Source organism: Nevskia sp. (assembly GCF_023266035.1).
Classification (GTDB): Bacteria; Pseudomonadota; Gammaproteobacteria; order Nevskiales; family Nevskiaceae; genus Nevskia.
In genome coordinates this window covers 1-23,867 of record NZ_JAHFRY010000075.1, presented here as the reverse complement: position 1 = coordinate 23,867, position 23,867 = coordinate 1, and the positions used below count along the sequence as shown (strand labels likewise).

At 64.3% G+C, this 23,867-nt stretch carries 20 protein-coding genes; 2 read left to right on the top strand and 18 right to left on the bottom strand.

Annotation, left to right across the window (positions count from 1 at the left end; genetic code table 11):
- Together Q0D45_RS12735 and Q0D45_RS12730 are read right to left on the bottom strand one after the other, a co-directional pair.
- Positions 1-1,232 (bottom strand): efflux RND transporter permease subunit (locus Q0D45_RS12735; RefSeq protein WP_293393379.1); only part of this gene is annotated, 1,232 nt, incomplete at its 3' end.
- Positions 1,229-2,455, bottom strand: a complete 1,227-nt coding sequence (locus tag Q0D45_RS12730) for an efflux RND transporter periplasmic adaptor subunit (RefSeq protein ID WP_293393377.1) — start codon at positions 2,453-2,455, stop codon at positions 1,229-1,231. The genes Q0D45_RS12735 and Q0D45_RS12730, both read right to left, overlap by 4 nt.
- Positions 2,456-2,578: 123 nt before the next feature.
- On the opposite strand from Q0D45_RS12730, the gene Q0D45_RS12725 reads away from it, so the two are divergent.
- Both Q0D45_RS12725 and Q0D45_RS12720 read left to right on the top strand, forming a co-directional pair.
- A complete protein-coding gene (locus tag Q0D45_RS12725; RefSeq protein ID WP_293393375.1) occupies positions 2,579-3,094 on the top strand; it encodes a MarR family transcriptional regulator in 516 nt (171 codons plus the stop codon).
- A 63-nt stretch (positions 3,095-3,157) separates the two neighbouring features.
- Positions 3,158-4,699, top strand: coding sequence for a fumarate hydratase (locus Q0D45_RS12720; RefSeq protein ID WP_293393373.1), 1,542 nt, complete (start codon positions 3,158-3,160; stop codon positions 4,697-4,699).
- Between the two features lie 99 nt (positions 4,700-4,798).
- Here Q0D45_RS12720 and Q0D45_RS12715 read toward each other — a convergent pair whose 3' ends face one another.
- The 16 genes from Q0D45_RS12715 to Q0D45_RS12640 all read right to left on the bottom strand — a co-directional run.
- The gene (locus Q0D45_RS12715; protein ID WP_293393371.1) at positions 4,799-6,586 is read right to left on the bottom strand and encodes an acyl-CoA dehydrogenase C-terminal domain-containing protein; all 1,788 of its coding nucleotides are present in this window, start codon (positions 6,584-6,586) and stop codon (positions 4,799-4,801) included.
- 295 nt (positions 6,587-6,881) lie between these two features.
- On the bottom strand, positions 6,882-7,589 hold the full coding sequence (gene tsaB, locus Q0D45_RS12710) for a tRNA (adenosine(37)-N6)-threonylcarbamoyltransferase complex dimerization subunit type 1 TsaB (protein ID WP_293393369.1): 708 nt from the start codon (positions 7,587-7,589) through the stop codon (positions 6,882-6,884).
- Positions 7,586-9,490, bottom strand: coding sequence for an ATP-dependent DNA helicase (locus Q0D45_RS12705; RefSeq protein ID WP_293393367.1), 1,905 nt, complete (start codon positions 9,488-9,490; stop codon positions 7,586-7,588). Before Q0D45_RS12705 ends, tsaB begins: the two co-directional genes overlap by 4 nt.
- Entirely contained in the window at positions 9,487-10,143 is a 657-nt protein-coding gene (locus Q0D45_RS12700; protein ID WP_293393365.1) for a tetratricopeptide repeat protein, read from the bottom strand. The genes Q0D45_RS12705 and Q0D45_RS12700 overlap by 4 nt, the downstream gene beginning before the upstream one ends.
- Positions 10,140-12,440, bottom strand: a complete 2,301-nt coding sequence (mrcB, locus tag Q0D45_RS12695; protein ID WP_293393363.1) for a penicillin-binding protein 1B — start codon at positions 12,438-12,440, stop codon at positions 10,140-10,142. Before mrcB ends, Q0D45_RS12700 begins: the two co-directional genes overlap by 4 nt.
- A gap of 70 nt (positions 12,441-12,510) precedes the next feature.
- Positions 12,511-13,224, bottom strand: coding sequence for a phosphate signaling complex protein PhoU (gene phoU / locus Q0D45_RS12690; protein WP_293393361.1), 714 nt, complete (start codon positions 13,222-13,224; stop codon positions 12,511-12,513).
- A 280-nt stretch (positions 13,225-13,504) separates the two neighbouring features.
- Positions 13,505-14,791, bottom strand: a complete 1,287-nt coding sequence (locus Q0D45_RS12685; protein ID WP_293393360.1) for a porin — start codon at positions 14,789-14,791, stop codon at positions 13,505-13,507.
- 258 nt (positions 14,792-15,049) lie between these two features.
- Positions 15,050-16,369, bottom strand: coding sequence for a phosphate regulon sensor histidine kinase PhoR (phoR, locus tag Q0D45_RS12680; RefSeq protein ID WP_293393358.1), 1,320 nt, complete (start codon positions 16,367-16,369; stop codon positions 15,050-15,052).
- A gap of 33 nt (positions 16,370-16,402) precedes the next feature.
- Positions 16,403-17,095: a phosphate regulon transcriptional regulator PhoB gene (gene phoB / locus Q0D45_RS12675; protein WP_293393356.1), complete on the bottom strand. Its 693-nt coding sequence runs from the start codon at positions 17,093-17,095 to the stop codon at positions 16,403-16,405.
- A gap of 112 nt (positions 17,096-17,207) precedes the next feature.
- The gene (locus Q0D45_RS12670) at positions 17,208-18,329 is read right to left on the bottom strand and encodes a beta-ketoacyl-ACP synthase III (protein WP_293393354.1); all 1,122 of its coding nucleotides are present in this window, start codon (positions 18,327-18,329) and stop codon (positions 17,208-17,210) included.
- Between the two features lie 118 nt (positions 18,330-18,447).
- A complete protein-coding gene (locus Q0D45_RS12665) occupies positions 18,448-19,866 on the bottom strand; it encodes a prolyl oligopeptidase family serine peptidase (RefSeq protein ID WP_293393352.1) in 1,419 nt (472 codons plus the stop codon).
- Entirely contained in the window at positions 19,863-20,447 is a 585-nt protein-coding gene (locus tag Q0D45_RS12660) for an NAD(P)H-dependent oxidoreductase (protein ID WP_293393350.1), read from the bottom strand. The genes Q0D45_RS12665 and Q0D45_RS12660 overlap by 4 nt, the downstream gene beginning before the upstream one ends.
- Positions 20,448-20,545: 98 nt before the next feature.
- Positions 20,546-20,845: a hypothetical protein gene (locus tag Q0D45_RS12655; protein ID WP_293393348.1), complete on the bottom strand. Its 300-nt coding sequence runs from the start codon at positions 20,843-20,845 to the stop codon at positions 20,546-20,548.
- Between the two features lie 36 nt (positions 20,846-20,881).
- Positions 20,882-21,688 (bottom strand): alpha/beta hydrolase, encoded by an 807-nt coding sequence (locus Q0D45_RS12650; protein WP_293393346.1) that lies wholly within the window; start codon positions 21,686-21,688, stop codon positions 20,882-20,884.
- Entirely contained in the window at positions 21,685-22,551 is an 867-nt protein-coding gene (locus Q0D45_RS12645; RefSeq protein WP_293393344.1) for a DUF2059 domain-containing protein, read from the bottom strand. Before Q0D45_RS12645 ends, Q0D45_RS12650 begins: the two co-directional genes overlap by 4 nt.
- 40 nt (positions 22,552-22,591) lie before the next feature.
- A partial coding sequence (locus Q0D45_RS12640; protein ID WP_293393342.1) for a M3 family metallopeptidase occupies positions 22,592-23,867 on the bottom strand: 1,276 nt, incomplete at its 5' end.

Below are 23,867 nucleotides of genomic sequence, written 5' to 3'. Positions count from 1 at the left end.
ATCGCGTCATCGACGACCAGACCGATTGCCAGCACCATCGCCAGCAAGGTCAGCGTGTTGATCGAGAAGCCAAGAATCGCGAAAGCGATAAAGGTGCCGATCAGCGACACCGGCACCGCCAGCATCGGGATCAAGGTAGCGCGCCAGCTTTCCAGGAAGATGAACACCACCAGCAGCACCAGTGCCGCGGCGATCGCCAGGGTCAGCACCACTTCGTGCAGCGATTCCGACACGAACAAGGTGGTGTCGAACGGAATCGTGTAGGTGATGCCGGGCGGGAAGCTCTTCGCCAGCGTCGCCATCGTCGTCTGCACCTGATGGGCGACATCGAGCGCATTGGCATTCGGCAGTTGGTAGATGCCGACGTTGGCGGCGGGCTGACCGTCGAGACGGCTGGAGCGCGCGTAATCGGTGGCCGCCAGTTCGATACGGGCGACGTCCTTGAGCCGAACCAGCAGGCCCTCAGTACGAGCACGCAGGATGATGTTCTCGTATTCCTCGACGCTGGTGAGGCGGCCCTTGACCGTCACCGGGAACTGCATTTCCTGACCTTTCGGCGCCGGTTCCGCGCCAACGGTACCGGCCGGTGCGACGACGTTCTGCTCGTTCAGCACGCGGGCGATGTCCTGCGTGGTGACGCCGAAGCGCGCCATCTTCTGCGGGTCCATCCAGATGCGCATGCCGTAGTCACGGGCACCGAACACGGTCACCGTGCCGACGCCGGGAATGCGCGCCAGCGCGTCATAGATCTGCAAGGTGGCGTAGTTCGACAGCCACAGATAGTCGTAGCGCGGATCACTCTCCCGCAGTGAAATGAACAACAGCGGCTGCGGCTGGCGCTTCTGCACCGTCACGCCCTGGCGGATCACTTCCTGCGGCAGCGAGCGCTGGGCGATCGCCACCTGGTTCTGCACGTTGACCGCGGCGATGTCCTGATCGGTGCCGATCTCGAAGCTGACCGTCAGCGTGTAGACGCCATCGTTCGAGGCCTTCGACGACATGTAGATCATGTTGGGCACGCCGTTGACCTGCGCCTCGATCGGCGCGGCGACGGACTGCTCGACGGTGGCCGCATCGGCACCCGGGAAGGTGGCGGTGACGACGACAGTGGGCGGCGTGATCTGCGGATAGCGGGCGATTGGCAGCGCGGTCATCGCCACGCCGCCGGCCAGGGTGAGCAGGATCGCGATGACCGTCGCGAAGATCGGTCGATCGATGAAGAAATTGATCATGACGCGGCTGCCGGCTTGGCTTCGGCAGCGGCTGGTTTGTCACCACCGGCGGCGGGGGTCTCCTTGGCTGGCCCATTGCCAGGCGAACTCGTCGGTGCATCGGCCGCGGCCGGCTCTCTGATCGCCACGGTGATGCCCTGTTTCAGTTTCTGCATGCCGTCGACGACCACCGTATCGCCGGCTTTTAGACCGTCATGGATGATCACGTCCTGCTCGACTCTTGGCCCCAGCACGACATCGCGCTGCGCCGCCTTCTTGTCGCCATCGATCACCCAGACAAAGTTCTTGCCCTGGAACTCCTGCAGCGCGCGCTGCGGGACGACCATCGCATCGGTCAGATGCTGGGTGGTGACGCGCACTCGAGCGAACTGGTTGGCGCGCAGCAGCTGATCCGGGTTCGGCACTTCCAGCCGCACCTTCAAGGTGCCGGTGGTGTTGTCGACCGCCGCATCGATGAAGTTCAGCTTGCCAGGATGCGGGTAGACCGAATTGTCGACCAGCAGCACCCGGAAGGCGCGCTCGGACTTCGCGGCCTGGTTCAGGGCACGGCCCAGTTCGCGCTGCACTTCGAGCACCCGCGCTTCGCTGATCGCGAAGTTCACGTACATCGGATCGGTGGAATAGACCGTGCTGAGCAAGGTCGTGTACGCCGTGACCAGGCCGCCCACCTTGAGCTGCGCGCGGCCGATGACGCCATCGATCGGCGAAATCACGCGGGTGTAGCCGAGGTTCAGCTCAGCGGTCTGCAAAGAAGCTCCGGCTGCTTCGACCTGGGCGCGCGCCGAATCATGGCGAGCGATTGCGGCGTCGAGTTCCTGCTGGCTCACCGCGTCGATCGTCGACAGCGGCCGCACGCGAGCGAGATCACGATCGGACTGATCGAGCGCCGCCTGCGCCAGCGCCAAGGCCGCCTTCGCCTGCGACACGGCGGCCGCGTACGGCTGGGCATCGATGACGAACAGCAGCTGGCCCTTCTTCACCTTCGAGCCTTCGACGACCCCCTGGGTTTCCAGCAGGCCACCGACTCGGGGACGAATCTCGACCTCGTTCAGCGCTTCGGTCTGGGCCACGTAATCGGCGGTGACGTCGATCGCACGCGGTGCGACCGTCTGTACGACAACCTGCGGTGCCGCAGGCGGGGCCGGCGCTTTGGCGCCCGAGCAGGCGGCAATCAGCACCACTGCAAGCATGGCGGCCGACTTGAGGGGGAAAGACTTGTTCATGACAACTCCAGAAAACCGGGGACGTCGGACACCGTCGACAGCGGGGCACCCGATCCAGTGGGCGCAGCATACTTGCCTAGCTGGCTATATGCTAGCTTGCTAACTATCCATTACACTCCTGTCATGAACGACATCCAGGAATTCGTGCAACTGCTGCGAACGGTCCCGCGCGACTGGCGTGCCGTGATCGACCGCCGCCTTGCACCGCTGGGATTATCGCAGGCGAAATGGATGCCGCTGCTGTATCTGATGCGCGCCGATGGCCCGCCGACGCAGACCGAAATCGCCAAGCACCTGGAGATCGAATCGCCGACCCTGGTACGCCTGCTCGATCGCCTGGCAGCCGATGGCTGGATCGAACGCAAGGCTTGCCCCGGTGATCGCCGCGCTCGCCATATTCATCTGACACCGCGTGCCAAGTCCGTCTGCGTGGAAATCCAGACCATCGTCATGGACGTACGACAGCAGCTGCTGAAAGACGTTTCGCAGGCCGAACTGTCGCGCTGCATCGGGCTGCTGCGCCGGATCAATCAGGCCTCGCAGGCGATGGCGAGCAGCGAAGATGGCCAGCTTCCCGCCGCCCTCGCCGCACCGATGCCGACGGCTCCGAAGCCGCCGCGCAAGCGATCCGACGCCTGAAGGAATCCGCCATTGGCGGCAGACGGTTAAAATCGCTACCCCGACCCAGCCCCCGCGCCAGCCATGACCGCTCCGAGCCAAGCCAGCACCACTGCCATCAAGCAGGAAGACCTGATCCAGAGCGTCGCCGACGCGCTGCAGTACATCTCCTACTACCACCCGGTCGACTACATCAAGAACCTGGCCGCCGCCTACGAGCGCGAACAGTCACCGGCCGCCAAGGATGCGATCGCCCAGATCCTGATCAATTCCCGCCTCTGCGCCGAAGGCCATCGGCCGATCTGCCAGGACACCGGCATCGTCACGGTCTTCCTGAAGATCGGCATGAACATCAGCTGGCCGGACGCGACGATGGGCGTGGAGGACATGGTCAACGAAGGCGTGCGCCGCGCCTACAACCACCCGGACAACAAGCTGCGCGCCTCGGTGCTCGCCGATCCGGCGTTCAGCCGCCGCAACACCAAGGACAACACGCCGGCGGTGGTCAACGTCAGCATCGTCCAGGGCCATGAAGTCGAAGTGACGGTCGCCGCCAAGGGCGGCGGCTCGGAAGCGAAATCGAAGTTCGCGATGCTCAATCCCTCGGATTCGATCGTCGACTGGGTGCTGAAGACGGTGCCGACGATGGGCGCCGGCTGGTGCCCGCCGGGCATGCTCGGCATCGGCATCGGCGGCACCGCCGAGAAAGCGATGCTGCTGGCCAAGGAATCGCTGATGGAGCCGATCGACATGCCGGAGCTGAAGGCTCGCGGCGCACAGAACAAGCTCGAAGAACTGCGCATCGAGCTGTTCGACAAGGTCAACGCGCTCGGTATCGGTGCCCAGGGCCTGGGCGGCCTGACTACGGTGCTCGACGTCAAGATCTTCGACTACCCGACCCACGCCGCCAACCTGCCTGTCGCAATCATTCCGAACTGTGCGGCCACCCGTCACGCGCATTTCGTGCTCGACGGTTCCGGCCCGGTTTCGCTCGATCCGCCGAGCCTCGAAGACTGGCCGAAGCTCACCTATTCGCCGGCCGGCGCCCGCCGAGTGAACCTCGACACCGTCACCCGCGAGGAAGTCGCAACCTGGAAGCCGGGCGAAGTGGTGCTGCTCAACGGCAAGCTGCTGACCGGCCGCGACGCCGCCCACAAGCGGATGATCGACATGCTCAACCGCGGTGAGAAGCTGCCGGTCGACTTCACCAATCGCTTCATCTATTACGTTGGCCCGGTCGACCCGGTGCGTGACGAAATCGTCGGCCCGGCCGGCCCGACCACCGCCACGCGCATGGACAAGTTCACCCGCCAGATGCTGGAAACCACCGGCCTGCTCGGCATGGTCGGCAAGAGCGAGCGCGGCCAGATCGCGATCGACGCGATCAAGGACAACAAGGCCGTCTATCTGATGGCGGTCGGCGGCGCGGCCTATCTCGTATCGAAAGCGATCAAGGCCTCGAAAGTCATGGCCTTCGAAGATCTCGGCATGGAAGCGATCTACGAGTTCACCGTCAAGGACATGCCGGTGACGGTGGCGGTCGACTCGGCCGGCACGTCGGTGCACGAGACCGGGCCTAAGATCTGGAAGAACAAGATCGCCGGGATTCCGGTGGTCACTGCTTAAGCAGCCCCAACGAAAACGGCGGCGTTCGATTGCTCGAACGCCGCCGCAGGTTTCAATCCTGAAGCCGCCCGGCTGACACCGGGCGGCTTTTTCGTTGCCTCAGAACAGCGCTTCCGGCATTTCCATCAGCGATGAGGCGCCCGAGCGGATCTGCTTCAGGTTCATCGCCGTTTCCGGCAGCATCTTCTGGAAGTAGAAGCGCGCGGTGATGAGTTTCGACTTGTAAAAGTCGCCTTCGGCCTGCTTGTCCAGCGCGATCTTCGCCATGCGGGCCCAGAAGTAGGCGTAGACGAGATGGCCGACGAGGTGCATGTACGGCACCGAAGCGGCACCGACTTCATCAGCGTTCTTCATCGCCTTCTGGCCGATTTCCATCGTCACCTTCTGCACTTCCTGGCCCAGCTCGCCGAGCGGCTTGATGAACTCGGCCATCGCTTCGTTGCCGGACTCGGCCTTGACCAGATCGGACACCATCTTGCCGAACTTCATCAGCTTGGCACCCATGTCGCTGAGCACCTTGCGGCCGAGCAGATCGAGCGCCTGGATGCCGTTGGTGCCCTCGTAGATCATGTTGATGCGGGCGTCGCGGACGTACTGCTCCATGCCCCATTCCTTGATGTAGCCGTGGCCACCGTAGATCTGCATGCCGAGCGTGGTCGAGACGTAGCTCTGCTCGGTGATGAAGCCCTTGACGATCGGCGTCAGCAGCGCCATCAGGTCAGCGGATTCCTTGCGAACCTTTTCATCCGGGTGGTAGTGCTCCTTGTCGAGCTGCAGGCCGGACCAGTAGGTGAACGCACGCGCGCCTTCGACGTGGGCCTTCTGGGTCAGCAGCATGCGCCGCACGTCCGGGTGGACGATGATCGGATCGGCCGGCTTGTCCGGCGCTTTCGGGCCGGTCAGCGAACGCATCTGGATACGATCCTTCGCGTAGGCCAGCGAGTTCTGGTAGGCCACTTCGGCCAGACCCAGCGACTGCATGCCGACGCCGAGACGCGCGCCGTTCATCATCACGAACATGGCGTTCAGGCCCTTGTTCGCTTCGCCGACCAGCCAGCCGGTGGCGCCATCGAGGTTGATCACGCAGGTGGCATTGCCGTGAATGCCCATCTTGTGTTCCAGCGCACCGCACTTGACGCCATTGCGGGCGCCGAGCGAGCCATCGGCATTCGGGATGAACTTCGGCACGATGAACAACGAGATGCCCTTAGTGCCGACCGGTGCGTCAGGCAGACGAGCCAGCACGAGGTGGACGATGTTCTCGGCGAGATCATGCTCACCGGCCGAGATGAAGATCTTCTGGCCGCTGATCGCGTAGCTGCCATCACCGTTCGGCTCGGCCTTCGAACGCAGCATGCCGAGATCGGTACCGCAATGGGATTCGGTCAGGCACATGGTGCCGGTCCAGTGGCCGGAGACGATCTTCGGCAGGTACAGCGCCTTCAGTTCCGGGGTGCCATGCACGCGCAGCGCAGCATAGGCGCCGTGGGTCAGGCCCGGGTACATCGTCCAGGCCTGGTTCGCCGAATTCAGCATTTCGTACAGCACGTTGTTGACCACTTCCGGCAAGCCCTGGCCGCCGAATTCCGGATCGCAGGCCAGTGCCGGCCAGCCGGCGTCGACATACGACGCATAGGCTTCCTTGAAACCGTTCGGGGCCTTGACCACACCGGTCGCCTTGTCGAGGTGGCAGCCTTCCTCGTCACCGCTCTGGTTCAGCGGAAAGATCACTTCGCTGGCGAACTTGCCGGCTTCCTCGGCGATCGAGTTGATCGTGTCGGCGTCGAGTTCGGCGTGTTGCGGCATCGACTTAAGTTCGGCTTCGACGCCGAGCAGTTCATGAAGGACGAACTGCATGTCGCGCAACGGGGCGTTGTACTGACCCATGAGGCTTCTCCAGATTGAATGCCAGCTGATTGATGAGGTTGTTGCACTGCATCCATACGGCGCAGTACGGAAAATCTGCGCGGATTATGGCAAGACAAAAACGAATCGGCTAGCCGCTCGCGGGACGAGGCGACGAATGGTGTACGACTGTTGTGAAACGGTCGTTGGAACGCGGTCGTTCCAGGGCTGATCGTGCTGGGGTCGAAGCAGCAGAAGCGCGAAATTCTCTTTGGAATTGAAAACTTGGGCGATCGACGCCTATTCGATTCCGTATCGGAACCGAGGACAGCGCAGCTCAGCGACGCGAGTCGCGTAATGCCTGCTGTTCGATCTTGGTCAGCGCAACCCTGTTCCGGAGGTAGGCCGGAACCAGCCGCGCGGCGTCCGTACCCTGCCCGGCTGCCAGCTGCGGAGCGGCAATGGCAAAGGCTGAAGCGGCGTGCGGCAGCGCATCCGGAACGATCATCCGCGGCGCCGTCGACAAGGCCGCCAGCAGCGCCTCGCGATGCGCGCCCCAGCCGGTGCCGATGGCGAGATAGGAATCCGCCGCCGGCGGGGCAATGGCAGATGCCGGGCCAACGGTTTCGTCCACCTGCGCTTGCGCGACGCCACCGACGAGCCGATAGGCGCCGAAGTAGACCTCATCCATCCGGGCATCGATCGCCGCGAGCGCCACCGCATCGGCTTGTTCGATCAAGGCCCGCTGCGCCAGCATCGCCAGCGACGTGACGCCGATCACTGGCCGATCCAGGCCCAGCGCCAAGCCTTTCACATAGCTGACGCCGATCCGCACGCCGGCAAAGCTGCCCGGACCGATGCCGCAGACCAGGCCATCGAGCTGACGCAGGCTCAAGCCTGCTTCGGCCAGCAGCTGCGGTACCAGCAGCGGCAGGCGTGTCGAGTGTTCGCGGCCGGCGACTTCAAAGCGCTCGGTAATCTCGCCGTTCAACAGCAGCGCAACGGAAAGTCCTTCAGTCGCCGTATCGATCGCAAGCAGTTTCACGCCGCCAACTCCTCACGCAGCCAATCGCAAACCTTGGCGCGGTCGGTCAGCACCGGCATCGGCGGCAGGCTCGCCAGCACGCGCTTGCCGTAGCTCTTGCTGCGGATGCGCGGATCGCAAAGCACGATCAGGCCACGATCGGAGGGGTCGCGGATCAGGCGGCCGACACCCTGGCGCAAGCTGGTGATCGCGCGCGGCAACTGCAGTTCGTTGAACGGATTGCCGCCGCGTTCGCGGATCAGCTTGATGCGCGCTTCGAACACCGGATCGCCCTGCTGGCCGAACGGCAGCTTGTCGATCGCGACCAGACGCAGCGCCGCACCTTTCACGTCGACACCTTCCCAGAAGCTGGCGGTGGCGACCAGCACGGCATTGCCGGCTTTCGCGAAGCGTTCGATCAACGCCGCCTTGCCTTCCTCGCCCTGCACCAGCAGCGGAAACGCCAGCGAAGCGCGCAGGCGTTCGGCAATCCGATCCATCGCCCGATAGCTGGTGCACAGCACGAAGGCGCCGCCGCCGCTGGCTTCGATCAGCGGCACCAGCGCTTCGGCGACACGGTCCGGATAGTCGGGATCGTTCGGGTCCGGCAAGCCGGGCGGCAGGTACAGGCGCGCTTGTTCGGCGTAATCGAAGGGGCTGTCGAGGCGCAGCGTTTCGGCGTCATCGAGACCCAGCGTCGCGGTGAAATGCGAGAAATCCTGGTTCGCGGCGATGGTCGCCGAGGTGAAGATCCAGGCGCCGGGATAGGTCGCCATGAAACGCTTGAAGCCTTCGATCGGTTCGATCGGCGCGGCGTGCAGCGCCCCACCCCGGCCGACCGCTTCCGCCCAGCGCACCAGCCCGAGTGCGGCGTTGCCGGCGACCTTGTCGAGCGTGTTGGCCATCGTCGTCGCGCGCCCGGCGCAATGGGTGAGGCCGGTGGAACGATCGGCAACCGCCTGCAGACAGTCGCGGCATTCGTCGAGCGCCGTCCGCACCGCGCGAACGGCAGAAGCCGCACCGGCACGAGTCGAGAAATCGTCCAGCGACAGACGTCCGCCGAGTTCGCTGAACGGCCGCTCCAGCTCGATCGTCGCCAGCGCCAGCTGATCGAGCGCTTCGTTGAGACGCGGCATGTCGCGGAACACCTGGATTTCCACGGCGATGTCGCGGGACAGATCCGACAACTGCCGCGTCGATACCCGTTCGCCGAAGAATTGCGTCGCCAGTTCCGGCAGCTGATGAGCTTCGTCGATGACGATCGCATCGGCGCCCGGCAGCACGCCGAAGCCTTCTTCCTTGAGCCGGAAATCGGCGAACAGCAGATGGTGATTGACGACCACCAGATCAGCCGCCTGTGCGGCGCGACGCGCCTTGACCACGTGGCATTCGGCGAAATCCGGGCATTTGCCGCCGAGGCAGTTGTCGGCCGTCGAGGTCACCAGCGGCAGCAGTTGATCGTCGGCGATGGTCGGCGGCAGCTCGGAGATTTCGCCGCTGTCGGTGCGGATCGCCCAGTCGTCGACGTAGCTCAGCTTGGTCCGCGCGACTCTGCTGCGCGGATCGATCACTGCCTTGCGCATGCGGTAGATGCACAGATAGTTCGAGCGCCCTTTCAACAAGCTGACTCTCACCGGCAGACCGAGCGCGTCACGGACTTTCGGCAGATCGCGGAAGAACAGCTGGTCCTGCAGGTTCTTGGTGCCGGTCGATACCACGACTCGACGGCCGCTGGCCAGCGCCGGCACCAGATAAGCGTAGGTCTTGCCAGTGCCGGTGCCGGCTTCGACGACCAGCCGGCTGCGCTCGGCAATCGCCTGTTCGACGGCCGCGGCCATCGTCTGCTGCTGGATACGCGGCGCGAATCCGGGCAGCGCGCGCGCAAACGGACCTGACTCGCCGAGCAGTTCCGCCGCGTTCACGGTACCGCTGAGGCCGCCGGCAAGGCACCGCCGCCTGAGCTGGCAGCAAGCGCACTGCCGATCTCGTCGGCACGAGTCCGCGCTGCCTGCGCAGCCGGGCTGTCGCCGTAAACGCCGAGCGCCGCAGCGATCACCCGCCAGTTGCCCAGTTCCAGCCAGGGATTGCCGCGCGCCAGACTGTTCGACTTGCGTGCCGCGCTCTCGGCCTGCTCGACGTTATGCAGCGCCAGATGCGTTTCGGCCATCGCCTGCCAGACGAAAGCGTTCTTCGGCTCGATGCGCAGCGCCCGTTCGTACTGGCCGAGCGCGTCCTGGGGACGGCCGGCGCTGCGGAAGGTCTGCGCTTGCCTGGCCAGCGCCAGCACCGCTGGGCCAGTGCCGGCAGCCGCCAGCGTCTTCGGAAAGCTTTCAGCCGACGGCTGCGGACGGCCCGACGGTTGGGTCGGCAGCAGCGGCGGAATGGTCGTCGCGGGCGCGGGCGCGGGCGCCGTCGTCGGCGGCAATGCGGGTGGCTGGGTCTGCTGCGTGGACTCCGGCCGCGTCGGTACCGTCGGCTGCGCCACGCAGGCGGCCAGCAAGGCGACGGCGACCAGCGCAACAGGTGTCAGCACACGGGGCTTGCGGGCCGCCGTGACAGTCAAAAACAGAGTCATCGGAAGATGTCTTTCAGCCAATCCAGTGGCGAGGATTGTCCCGCATTCGCGCAGGGCGCGTAATCCTTCGGCAGCGCGCCGCTGAGGAATGGCACCGTCACCTGCGCGGCGCAGCCTTCGTCGGCAAGCAAGCCGGTGACCGGGTCGATCTGTGCTTCCTCGACGCCGGCTGGCGGCGTCAGATCGATGCCGCGCGCATCGAGATCGCGCATCAGCCGACCCCAGATGCGCAGCGCGCCAGCGGCGCCATCGAGGCCCACCGGCTTGTTGTCGTCGCGACCGACCCAGACCACGGCGACCCGATCGCTGCCGAAGCCGGCGAACCAGGAATCGCGGGCGTCGTCGGTGGTGCCGGTCTTGCCCGCGAACTTCTGGCCGGCCGGCAGCACCGACACCGCCCAGCGTCCGGTGCCGAATTCGATGACTTTCTGCATTGCCCAGGTGGTCAGATACACCGGGCCTTCGGGCAAGGTCTGCTTGAGCTGGAAGCTGTAGCGCGACAGCGGCTGACCTTCCTTGGTCATCACTTCGCGGATTGCCAGCAGCGGCGTCAGATAGCCGCTGGCGGCGAGCGTCGAATAGATCTGCGCAACATCAAGCGGCGATGCGTTGATCGCACCGAGGAACATCGACGGCAGCCGCGGCGGGCCTTGCAGGCCAGCCGCTTCGATCAGGTCATGGACGCGGTCGACGCCGATATCCAGGCCGATGCGCACCGTCGGCAGGTTGTAGCTCTTGGCCAGTGCCACATGCAGCGGCACATTGCCGTGCAGCTGGCGGTCGTAGTTCTTCGGCGCCCAGCGGCTGCCGTTCGGCATCTTCAGGTCGATCGCTTCGTCGGCGATCGAGCTGTACAGGTTGTAGCGGCCCGGATCGGCCAGCGCCGCCAGATAGACGAAGGGCTTGGCCAGCGAGCCGATCGGGCGCTGGGAATCGAGCGCGCGATTGAAACCGGGATAGCGGACATTGCGATCGCCGACCATCGCCAGCACTTCGCCGCCTTCGACACTGGTGACCACGCCAGCCGCCTGCAGAGTACCCGGCTTCAGCTGGCGGTTCTTTTCGAGATCCGGCAGGTCGGCAATGATTCGCGCCTCCAGCCGTTCCTGGGCACGCGGATCGAGCGTGGTGAAGATGCGCAGGCCTTCGCTGCCCAGGTCTTCCTCGCGGTACAGGCCTTTGATCTGGCGGCGCACCAGATCGATGAAAGCCGGATAGCGCTCGACACCGCCGGCGACGCTGTTCTGCACCCCCAGCGGCGTCAGCGCTTCGGCTTCGCGCTCGTCGTCGCGGATCAGCCCGCCGTCTTCCATCAACTGCAGCACCAAGTCGCGGCGATCCTTGACCCGCTCCGGATACTTGCGCGGGTTGTAGACCGTCGGCCCCTTGGCGATGCCGACCAGCAGCGCGATCTCGGCCGGGCGCAGTTCGTTCAACGGCTTGTTGAAGTAGAACTGGCTGGCCAGGCCGAAGCCGTGGATCGCCCGCGAGCCGTCCTGGCCGAGCCAGACCTCGTTCAGATAGGCCTCGAGAATGTCGTCCTTCGAAACATGGCGCTCCAGCAGGATCGCCATCAGCGCTTCGTTGATCTTGCGGCCGTAACTCTGTTCGTTGGACAGGAACAGGTTCTTGATCAGCTGCTGGGTCAGGGTCGAACCGCCCTGCTTGCGGCCTCTGCCGCCGAACAGGTTGCTGACTGCGGCGCGCAGGATGCCTTTCGGGCTGATGCCGAAATGATCGGCAAAGGCGCGATCCTCGACTCGGATCAGGGTCGCCGGCAGCAGCGGCGGCACTTCCGACAGCTTGACCAGCACCCGATCCTCGCCGCTGTGGCTCGGGTAGATGCTGCCGATCAGCATCGGGTCCAGCCGCAGCAGATCGATCGAGGCATCGCTGCCCATCGCCCGCAAACTGGTCAGGCCGGAGGCATCGCTCTTCAGCGCCAGGCGCATTTCCGGCTGCACGCCATCCCAGAACGCGAAGGCCCGGGTGTCGACACGCAATTCGCTGCCGCTCACTGCGAAAGTGCCCGGCCCGGTCAGCTCGTCGCTGGCCCGGTAGCCGAGCCGTTCAAGCTCGCGGCGCAGTTCGGTGACGCTGATCCGCGCCCCCGGATACAGCTCCAGCGGTGAGGCATAGACCTGCGCAGGCAGCACCCAGCGCACGCCCGCATAGCGGGCGCGCACATCCTGATCGAGACGGACCAGCCAGAACGAAAGCCCGAGCAGGCCGACGCTGAACGAGATCGCGAGGCCGATCAACAGCCAGCGCAGGAGCGGAGATTTGATACGAATCATGAACCGAGAATGGTAACGGCTTTCCTCGCGGATCGCCGTTGTCGCCTGGCCCCCTCGCTAGGCTTTCCGCTCAGCTACGCGCCTCGCGTTCCATCGCTTCAAGGCCCAAGTGGCGCACGTCCTTGCCCTTGACGAAGTAGATGACGTATTCGGCGATGTTGCGGGCGTGATCGCCGATCCGCTCCAGCGCGCGCACTGACCAGATCACGTCGAGCACCCGACGGATGGTGCGCGGGTCTTCCATCATGAAAGTGATGCACTGGCGCAGCAGCGCTTCGTATTCGCGGTCTACCGCTACATCTTCCTGGGCCACGGCGAGTGCGGCGTCGACATCCATGCGCGCGAAGGCATCCAGCGCATCGCGCACCATCTGCGAGACATGACGCGACAGATGGCCAACCTCGACCAGCGGTGCCGGCGAGCGCTCGTGCTGACCCAGATCGATCGCCATGCGGGCGATCTTCGAAGCTTCATCGCCGATCCGTTCGAGATCGGTGATGGTCTTGATCACGGCGTAGACCAGTCGCAGATCGCCTGCCGTCGGCTGGCGGCGGGCGAGAATGCCGCTGCATTCCTCGTCGATCTGCACTTCGAGCTGATTGACGCGGATATCGTTGCGCCTCACTTCATCAGCGAGTTCGCCATCGGCTTCGATCAGCGCCCGCGTAGCGTCGACGATCTGCTGCTCGACGAGTCCACCCATCGCCAGCACGCGCTGACGGACATCCTCCAGTTCGGAGTTGTACTGGCTGGAGATGTGCGACTTGTAGGAAGGCGTGTTCATGAGCGCTGTGAGAGTCCGGATTCGAAAGTGTTGCCTGCGTCAGTCTAGCGGGCATTGCGCCGGACGAGGACCGGGCGCTGATGATCGCTTGCCGGCAGGATCAAGAACGGCCGCGCAAGCCTTCAGGCTTGCGCGGCCGTCATCCTTCGCTGCAACCGATCTCAGAACGCGATCTGCATGCGGACGTTGTAGGACTGCGTGCGGTCATCGCCGACTGCGCGGCAACCGTTGTCCAGATTGAACACCGGACGTGTCAATGGAGTGACGCAGTCGTTCAGGATCAGAACGCCAGCTGGACGCGCGCGTTGTACGAGCCGGTGTTGTCGCCGGTCACGTTATTGTCGCCGCGGATGTAGTTGAACATGATGCGGACGGCCGGGTTGACGTAGTAGTTCGCGCCGACCGTGTACTGCTGGACATAGCAGCCTTCGCCAATGCGGGACGGCGCAGCGGCGGCATAGGCGCTGTCGCAGACGCCATCACCCGCTGAACGATCCTGGTTGAGGATCTTGTCGTAGCGAGCGACCAGTTCGACGGCGCCCTTCGGGCTCTTCGGCGAGCCGAAAGTACCGCGATCCTTCTTGTAGGTCTTGGTCTCGCCGGTCAGGAACACGCTGCCCTGGAGGGTGACCGCTTCGATGCGGTCGATCGTGCGGCCGTCCGCCTGGACTGCCGTGTCTTCCCAGCGGGTCTCGGCATATTCCGACTGCAGGAACACCGGGCCGAACGTACCGGCCAGCTCGACGCCCCAGAAGGTTTCCGCCGAGCCGCTGGCGCCGCCGATGGCCTGGATCGGGCCGATGACCTGGGTTGCACTGTTGCGACCCGCATAGGTGACGGAGCCCGGCGCAACGGTTTCGTTGCCACCCTTGCCGAAGTCATCGATACCTCCCCAGGCACCGAGATGGAGCTTGATGTCGTGAGCGTCATAGGCGAGCCAGGTCAGACGCTCCGAGGTACCGAAGCCCTGACCGGCATTGTTGCCCAGCGGATGCGCCGCATCGTAGACCGAGGCCTGGGCCAGGAAGAAGCCGAAGTCCGTGTTGATCGGGCGCTTGTAGAAGATGCCCGGCTGGTACTGACGATTGCCGCCGGAGAGCAGGGAGTTGGTTAGCATCGGACGCTCCATCAGCAGGATTTCGTTCGAGCTGGTCAGTTCTTCGATCGAGCGGAACGGCTTGTGCTGGCCGATGATCAGGTCGCCGCCGAATACCTGGTGGCTGACCCACATTTCGCGGATCGAATTCGGCGACTGGCCGGCCGTGAAGTCGTTCTCGAACTTGAACCGCCAGTCGTACAGCTTGCCGGTCAGGGTCAGGTAGGAACGACGGACATAGACGCCGCTGGTGGTCGCGTTGGTGGTGTTGGTGGGAACTTCCTCGATCTTGCCTTCGTCGAACAGCACGCCGTCGAGCTGAATACGACCGCCGATGCCGAACTCGAAGTTGCCGTCCTCGGTCTTGATCTTCAGGCCGCCGGTGGTGGTCGCGTCGTCCGCGTTGGCAACGCTGGCGGCGCTGGCGCCGATGAGGAAAATCGCGGCTGCATGCTGGAACAGTTTGTTCACTAAAAGGACTCTCGAAGGATGGCGGGAAGTTCTCCAGCTCCCGCCTCGAACCGTCCTGAGGCGCGAACTGGAATCTGCAGATCGCCGTGATTGCGATGTGCAGATTTTGTCGACGCCGGCATTCTTGAATCCTTCGATGTCGATTTGATGACAGAATTGTTACGCTCCCGTGACAACCCGGCCGAAAACCGAACTTATTGTTTCATTTCAATGATTTTGATATGACACTGGCGGTCTCGGCTCAGCCCCTGAAAGCGGTCAGCCGACGCTGTTTCGCAGTTCCTGACGGCTGGCGCCGTCGTGCACCCGGTGCACGGGAAAATGACAGGTGAACGTGCTGCCGACGCCCACTTCGCTGTCGATGGTCATCCGCCCTTCCAGATGCTCGATCGCATGCTTGACGATCGACAGACCCAGCCCGGTGCCACCGCTGGCCCGCGAGCGGCCGATATCGACACGATAGAAGCGCTCGGTGACCCGCGGCAGGTCTTTCTCCTCGATACCGATGCCGGTATCGGCGACCTGGAACTGCGCGCCCTGATCGTCACCGCTCCAGCGCACGCTGATGATTCCCTTCTCAGGGGTGTAATGAACCGCGTTTGAAACCAGGTTGGTGAAGATGCTTTGCGTCTCCGCTTCGCGGCCGTAAAGGCGCAAAGCGGGCTGGATCTCGAACTCGATGCGATGCTTGCCCTGGGACAGGCTGCGCGCTTCCTGTTCGACCCGGGCCAGCATCCGCGGCACATCGAGCACGTCCTGCCGGGTATTGATCAGGTCCGATTCCAGCCGCGCCAGCTTCAGCAGATCGCCGATCAGCGCTTCCATGCGCGTGGCCTGGGCGCGCATTTCGGCGATCGGCGTACGCCATTCAAACAGCGAGCCGCCGGTATGGCAGTCCGGTTCCATGACATCGAGATAACCGCGCAACACGGTCAGCGGCGTGCGCAGCTCATGGGAGGCATTGGCGACGAAATCACGGCGCGCGGTTTCCAGGCGCCGCACGTCCGAGACATCGCGGACGATCATCAGGCGCTGGCCGTTGCCGTAGGGAATGATCCGGAATGACAGCATCACACCGCTGTTGATCGGTGACTCGCATTCGACTTCGCCGCTGTAATCGTCGCGCGAGAAGTATTCGGTGAAGGCCGGCTTGCGAACCAGGTTGGCGATGCGCAGACCGACATCCTGCTGCACGCGCAGGCCGAGCAGTGCCTGCGCAGCTGGATTGAACCAGACGATTTCGCCGGACGAACCGAGCACCACCGCACCATCCGGCAAGGCTTCGGTGGACGCCTGGAATTCGGACAGGATCGCCGCCAGACGGCGCTTGCGCTTGCGGTTGCGCTTCTGCAGGTTCAGCAGGCCGTCGAACACCTCGCCCCAGGTGCCGCCGGCGATCGGCAGTTCGGCCTGCTTCGGGCTGGCGAACCAGATCCGCAGCCGCACCAGATAGCGCAGATGGGTCAGCAGGCAGACGGTCAACGCCAGCACCGCAGCCTGCCAGCCGAGCCCCACGAACGAGCCGAGCAGGCCGACAGCGCCGATCTTCAATGCGGTATAGAACAGCTCGCGAAGCAACTCAGGGCTGGGAAGCCAGGCCCTAGACATCACTCATACCTGTTCCGAGAACCGGTAACCGGTGCCGCGCACGGTCTGGATCATGCCGTCGTAGCCATGTGGTTCCAGCGCCTTGCGCAAGCGACGGATATGCACGTCGACCGTGCGTTCCTCGACATAGACGCTCTGGCCCCAGACTCGATCGAGCACCTGCTCGCGGGTGTAGACGCGTTCCGGATGGCTGATGAAGAAATGCAGCAGGCGGTATTCGGTCGGCCCCAGTTTCACCGGCTCGCCTTTCGCAGTGACCCGCTGGCTGGCGGCATCGACCTGCAGACCGGCAACAGCCAACCGCTCTTCTTCGCCGCCAGGCATGCTCCGGCGCATCACCGCATTGATGCGGGCAATCAGTTCCGGGAACGAGAACGGCTTCGACACATAATCGTCGCAGCCGATGTTCAGGCCGCGGATCTTGTCTTCTTCCTCGGCGCGCGCGGTGACCATGATCACCGGCAGGTCCTTGGTCTGCGCCGCCGACTTCAGCTCGCGGGCATATTCGACGCCGGATACGCCGGGCATCATCCAATCGAGCAGGATCAGATCCGGACGTTCTTCGGCGATGCGAAGACGCGCAGTAGGCACATCCTGAGCAACGCTGACCCGGAAATCACCCCGCTCCAGCGCGAAGCGGAGCATGTCTCTGATCGAGGCTTCATCCTCGATCACCAGAATCTTCTTGTTTTGCATCCCCATCCTTCGATTAAACGTCACACAACATGCTGGAAGCAATATGTGACAGCCGTTTGACAGTCGAAGAAAAAGGCATCAGGAACCGGGTTTTACGGCTGCGAACGAGGTTTTACAGCTTGCGGACGACCACACTGCCCGCCGAATAGCCGGCGCCGAACGCGCACAACACGCCGACATCGCCTGGCTTCAAGTCGACGTGATACTTGTGGAAGGCAATCACCGAGCCCGCTGATGACGTATTCGCGTACTCGTCGAGAATGATCGGCGCTTCCTCGATGCTCGGTTCGCGGCCCAGCACTTTCTTGGCGATCAGCTGATTCATGCTCAGATTGGCCTGGTGCAGCCAGAAGCGCTTCACCGAATTCGGCTCGATGCCGAGATCGGTCAGATGCGACACCAGCAGCTCGGCGACCATCGGCACCACTTCCTTGAACACCTTGCGGCCTTCCTGGTTGAACAGCACATCGTTCCACGGCCGGGACGGCTCCTCGGAACGGTTCAGGAAGCCGAAGTTGTTGCGGATGTTGTTCGAGAACTGGGTCTGCAGCCGGGTGCCGAGCACTTCGAAGCGATGTTCGCCGGTCGCGGTTTCCAGCGGTTCGACAACCAGCGCGGTGGCGGCGTCGCCAAAGATGAAATGGCAGTCGCGATTGCGGAAGTTCAGATGGCCCGTGCAGATTTCCGGGCTGACCACCAGCGCCGCGCGCGCCGAACCGCGGCTGACTGCATCGACCGCCGTCTGCACGCCGAATGCCGCGGAGGCGCAGGCGACGTTCATGTCGTAGCCGTAGCCGCCGGCGCCGAGGAAGTGCTGCAGTTCCACCGCCATCGCCGGATACGGGCGCTGCATGTTTGAACAGGCGACCAGGATCGCGTCGATATCGGCGGCCGTCCGGCCGGCATTGGCCAGCGCCTGCTTGGCCGCGGCCAGGCCCATCTCGACCATCAGCGAGGGCTCGTCGTTGCCGCGAACGCGAATCTGCGGATGCATGATTTCGGGATCGACGACGCCGGCCTTGTCGACCGTGTAGCGCGCCTTGATGCCCGAGGCCTTGAAGATGAATTCGCTCGACGACGGTGCCAGCGCGGCAACGGTGCCGGCGGCAATCGCATCGGCGTGCTCGGCGTTATAGCGGTCGACATAGGCATTGAACACAACCACCAACTCGTCGTTCGATACGGATTCGGCCGGGGTGAACAAGCCGCTGCCGCTGATGCAGACTTTCTTCATCGAATCGCTACCCCTCCAGGGGCTTGCTCGGGTGTCGTCAGGACGGGCAGTTTAACGCTTGTTCGATTTCGGTCTGAGGCTTTCCGGCTGCGGAAATGCGGCCCATCGGCAAGCGGACTTAGATCGAGCGCGGGCCTTTCCAGCCGGCTCCGGTCATCGCGTCATCGATGCAGCGAACCACGGCGCGCTCGCCGCGGAAGGTCAGATGCGCGCCGTGATACCAGTGCACCTCGCGCTGCCAGTGCGCCGCCAGCTTCAGCGGCTGCCCCGGCGGGACAATGCGGTCGGCGCTGCCGGCGAACAGATGCAGGCGCTCGGCCGGCAGCTTCGGCGGCAGAGTCAGCGGCGACACCAGATGCAGCAGGCGCTGATAGCGCTCGCGACTCAGGCCTTCGGCTTCGAAGTAGGTCCGCAGCTGCGGTGGCACGTGCTGCCAGAGCACCGAGGCGAAATCGGCGACCGGAATGCCGGCGACGACGAAATCCAGCCCCGGTTCATGGGTCGCCAGCAACGCGGCGTTGTAACCGCCGAGGCTGTAGCCGAGCACACCGATCCGGGCATTCGGTTCCTGCGCGCGTATCCAGGCAATGGTGCGGCGCAGGTCCCACAGCGCCTGGGTCTGCGCGAACAGCAGATCGAGCGGATCGCCGTCGAGGTAGTGATCGCCACTCTGCGGACCGATGCGACGCGAGCCATGCAGCGGCAGGGTCGGCATCACCACATTCAGCTTCAGACGCTGGAACAGGATGTGCGGCGCGAACAGGCGCAGATCGAGGAACGTGGTGCCCATCCGGTAACCGTGGATGCACAGCAGCCACGGCCGCCCTGCTTCCGGCTGACGGAACAGACTGGCGTGGCACGTCCGGTTCGGCACATAGCTGTTCCACAGTTCGGCACCGGGAATTTCCGCGTGTGGGCGAAACTCGCTGCTGAACTTGAGATGCTGGTAGCTGAAGCTCTTGAAGCTGGCCGGCGACAGCTCGACGTCGGTCGGCGCACCGGGAATCTGGTGGTAATACTCGGGATGATCGAGCCAGCCGCGCTGGCTCAGCACTGCTTCCATCAGGGCTGCATCGCGAACCAGTTCCTCGGCTTCGGCCCCGGACGGGATTTTTGCGCAGATAACGAAGTAGCCGAGCAAGGCTTCATCGAGCGCCGCCTTGGCCCAGATCTTCAGATCGGCCGGCGGCTCCGGCGCACCAGGTGCGCGCTCGGCCAGCCGCAGCGCGATGCGGCCGGCGTACAGGAACGCGGCCACCGACAAGGCGACGGCCAGCAGCAAGGGCAGGAACGACAGCACGAACAGGCCCGGCACGCTCAGCAACAGCGCGAGCACCGCACCGAGTGCCGTGTAGTGGGGGATCCGGCTGTCGCCCGGCCACAGCAGCGCGGCGACGCCGGTGGCGATCAGCAGCAGACCCTGCGGCCAAGCCAGTAACCAGGCTCCGAAGCCGGTGCCGATCGTCACCCAGGCAATGCCTGCGGCAACCGGAATCAGGCTGCCCCAGTCACGCGACTTCGGCAGCGCGATGCTCACGAAGTGGCATCCGGCCAGCTGCGCAGCACGGTCGCGGCGCGGGCACCGATCGATTCGGCAATCGCCTTCAGCTTCGGATCACGCAGCTCGCCCTGCTCGTCAAACAGCTTGCCGGCCTCGCCGACCGGGTACTGCTCCGGCAGCACGAAACTGCCGAGTCGGCTCAGGATGGCGCGCAGATGAACCAGCCCGGTATGGCCGCCGAACACGCCCGGCGAGGTCGACAGCAGGCCGATCACCTTGTGCTTGAAGCAGACCATCGGCGGATCACCGGCCGCCGGCCGCGTCGCCCAGTCGATCGCATTCTTCAGCAGCGGCGTCAGCGAACCGTTGTATTCGGGCGAAGCGATCAGGAAACCTTGATGCGCCTTCAGCAATGCCTTGAAGCGCAGTACCGCCTCGGGCAGACCTTCCGTACGTTCGAGATCCGGGTCATAGAGCGGCATCGCGTAATCGCGCCAATCGAGGAAGCTGATTTGAGCGCCCTCGCCGGCCGCGCCCTTGGCGGCGGCACGCACCAGCAGAGCATTGAACGAAGCAGCGCGCTGACTGCCGGACAAGGCAAGAATCTTGATGGTCATGGAAAGGCGGGGGTCAAAGGGATTGCCGGCAGTTTATGCCGCACTGCGTCATTCTGGCTGATGGCGAGGGTCGTCGCTCAACAGTTCCCGAGAAAAGCTCAGCCCTGCAGGGTCTTGAAAACGATCTTCCAAAGCACCGGTAACGACACCGCAAGAACGATCTGCGCCACCCAGTGCGAGGGCTTCTTCGCTTTCAGCATCCAGCCGGCTGCGCCAGCCACCAGCATCAGCGCGATGAAGCAGGCGGTCAGCGTCAGGATGTTCGGCAGGCCGGCAGCGATCTTCGCCGAGGCGTTCTGATAGATGGTGAACACCAGGGCCACGAAGCCGATGGCGATGGTCAGCGCTGCACCGAACGCCGCGAGAGACAAGTCAACGATCAACAGGTAACGCAGCATGGCTTGATTCGATCCGGTTACAGCAGCGAAAGAAACTCAGGAAAGGAAGAAACGAGTCACTTCATCAACAAACATCTGCGGCGCGCTGTCCATCGCACCATGGGCCTGGCCCGGCAGTTCGACCAGGCTGCTGGCCGGCGCCGCCCGATGCGCCGCTCGCGCCGCCGCCTGCAGCCATGGCGGGCTGACCGAACCGAGCAGAATGCGCAGCGGCATCGTCAGTTCCGCCAGATGCAGCGGCTGCCAGGCGTTGGCGGCCGCACCCTCACGGACCAGCGTGTGCACGGCATCGAGCCGCTGCTGCCAGATCGGCAGCGTCTTCATCATCGCCACCTGCTTCGCCGGCACGCCGATGACCCGGACGAAGAATTGCTCGAGCGCCGTGTCGCGCTGCCCGGCAGCGATCAAGGCACTCAGTTCGGTCAGCGCCTCCGGACCGATGACATCGAGACCCGGCGTCGCGAACGCCGGCTCGTAGACCATCAGCTTGGCAACGGTGGCATTGTCGCGTGCCGCATCGAGCACGCAAAGCCCACCGTAGGAATGGCCGAGCAGAAACACCGGCGCTGCCTGCGCTTCCGCTGCCGCCGCGACCACGGCGCGTACATCGTCCGCTTCGGCCGCGATGCGATACGGGCCGGAGTTCTCGTCACGGCTCAGGCCACGTCCCCGACGATCGATCATCCGCAAGGTGAAGCGCGCCGCCAGCTGCGCGTCGACGCCAGCCCAACGCGTGTGATCAGCGGTCGCGCCATGGACCAGAACCAGCATGGGTCCCTGCCCGCGCTGCACCCAGCCGATGCGCGTGCCATCGGCCGATACGACATGAGACGGATTGATCATGCCGGCGTCTGCGCTTTATTCACCCGCACCGCCTCGCCGATCTGCTTGCCGGCCTCCTTGGTCGCCTTGACCATCGCGCGATCGATCGCCACCGCCATCGCCTTGTGGAAGGCCTGGCCGGATGGCGATTCGACGAACGCGATGTACTGATCAAGCTCGGTTTCCGGCAGCGACTGATAGGCGCTGGCGAACAGCACGACGAACTGGAGGCGCAGCGCTTCGGTCATCTCGGCACGGTTGCGCCCGTACTCGCTGCGAATCTCGTCGAGGCTCGGCGGGCTCGCGGCACCGGCCGTCGAAGCCACACCGTAAGCGGTGCCGGTCGAGGTGTTGATCAGCAACTGGGCGGACGATTCAGCGACGTCCGAAGCCTTGGCCAGACGCTCGTAGCGCTCGGCCCGACGCGGCGACAGACGCTGATACAGCTCTTGCGCCTGCTCCATCGCCGTCGAATCCGATGCCGATTTCGAAGCCCTGTCTTCGAGTGCGGTGATCTTGTGACCGAGATCGGACTGGAACCAGCTCAGGGATTCCTGGGCAGCAGCAGGCTTCAGCTGGCTGGCCAGCTCCGCCGAGATGTCGGCCGACAGCCGCAGCGGCGCGTAAGCGTTCGCGAAGGCTTTCAGCACGATCTGCAACTGGTCCTCGCCGAGATTGCTGGCGAAGCCCGGATTCAAGGTCAGGCCGGCGGCGACCGATGGCGCGATAGCCGGCAACTGATCGGCCAGCCCGGATTCCCTGACCAGCACCTCGGCGGCTTGCGGCGTCAACTTGTCGGCCGCAGCAGCTGGCGCGGCCTGCACCGCAAGCAGCGACAACCCCAATGCCAGTGACAGCAGCCTGCGTGGCAAAAACTTTCGCATGTCGTCTCCTCCAGCTTCTGGTTATAGGAATTCCGATGAATCAAGGCGTGCCTAGCGCGGCTTTCGGCTTGGCCTTGCGTGGCGGCACCAGACCGCGGCTTTCGAGCAGCGGTACCGGATCAGGTTCGGCGCCGTAGAACGCACGGAACAAGCTCAGCACATCGGTGCTGCGGCCCCGGCTCAGGACTTTGGCGCGGAAGAAATCGCCATTGGCGCGATCCAGACCGCCATGCGCCTTCATCCAGCTTTCGCTGTCGCGGGCCAGCACGTCGCTCCAGATGTAGGCGTAGTAGCCGGCCGCATAACCGCCGCTGAAGACATGCGCGAAGTACGGCGAGCGATAGCGCGGCGGCACTGGACCCAGCGCCAGACCCGCTTCCTTCAGCGCCGCCTGCTCGAAGGCGACGACGCCATTCGCATCGGGCGTGGCACCGGCTGCAAGCTGATGCCAATGCTGATCGAGCACTGCCGAAGCCAGGTACTCGGTGGTTTCATAACCCTGATTGAAACGACCGGCCGCGAGCAGCTTGTCGACCAGCGCCGGGTCGAGCGGCGCGCCGGTCTGCCAGTGGCGCGCGTAGTTCGCGAGCACTGCTGGATCACTCGCCCACATCTCATTGAACTGCGAGGGGTACTCGACGAAATCGCGCGGCACCGAAGTGCCCGACAACGACGGGTACTGCGCACTCGCGAACAGGCCATGCAGCGCGTGGCCGAACTCGTGGAACAGGGTCGTCACTTCATCGAAGCTCAGCAGAGTCGGCTGGCCTTCGGAGGGCTTCGGCACGTTCAGGTGATTGCCGACCACCGGCTTCAGCCCGAACAGCTGCGACTGGGTCACGTAGCTGTTCATCCAGGCACCGCCCTGCTTCGAGTCACGGGCGTAGTAGTCGGCGATGAACAAGCCGAGCAGGCTGCCGTTGCGGTCGCTGACCTCGTAGACCTTGGTGTCCGGGTGATACAGCGGCAGATCGGTACGCGACTTGAAATGCAGGCCGTAGAGCTTCTCGGCGGCGAAGAACACGCCCTTCTCGAGCACGTTGCCGATCTCGAAATACGGCCGCACCGCATCGTCGTCGAAGGCATAGCGCTGGGCACGAACCTGCTCGGCGTAATACGGCCAGTCCCAGGCTTCGAGCTTGAAGGTCTTGCGGCCGGCCGCTTTCGCCTGAGCGTCGATCAGTGCCTGGATGTCGGCCGCTTCGCGCTTGGCATTGGCGACTGCCGGCGGCGTCAGCTCGGCGAGCATCTTGTTGACCGCCGCGGTGCTGCCGGCGGTCTCGTCTTCGAGCACCCAGGCGGCATGATTCGGATAA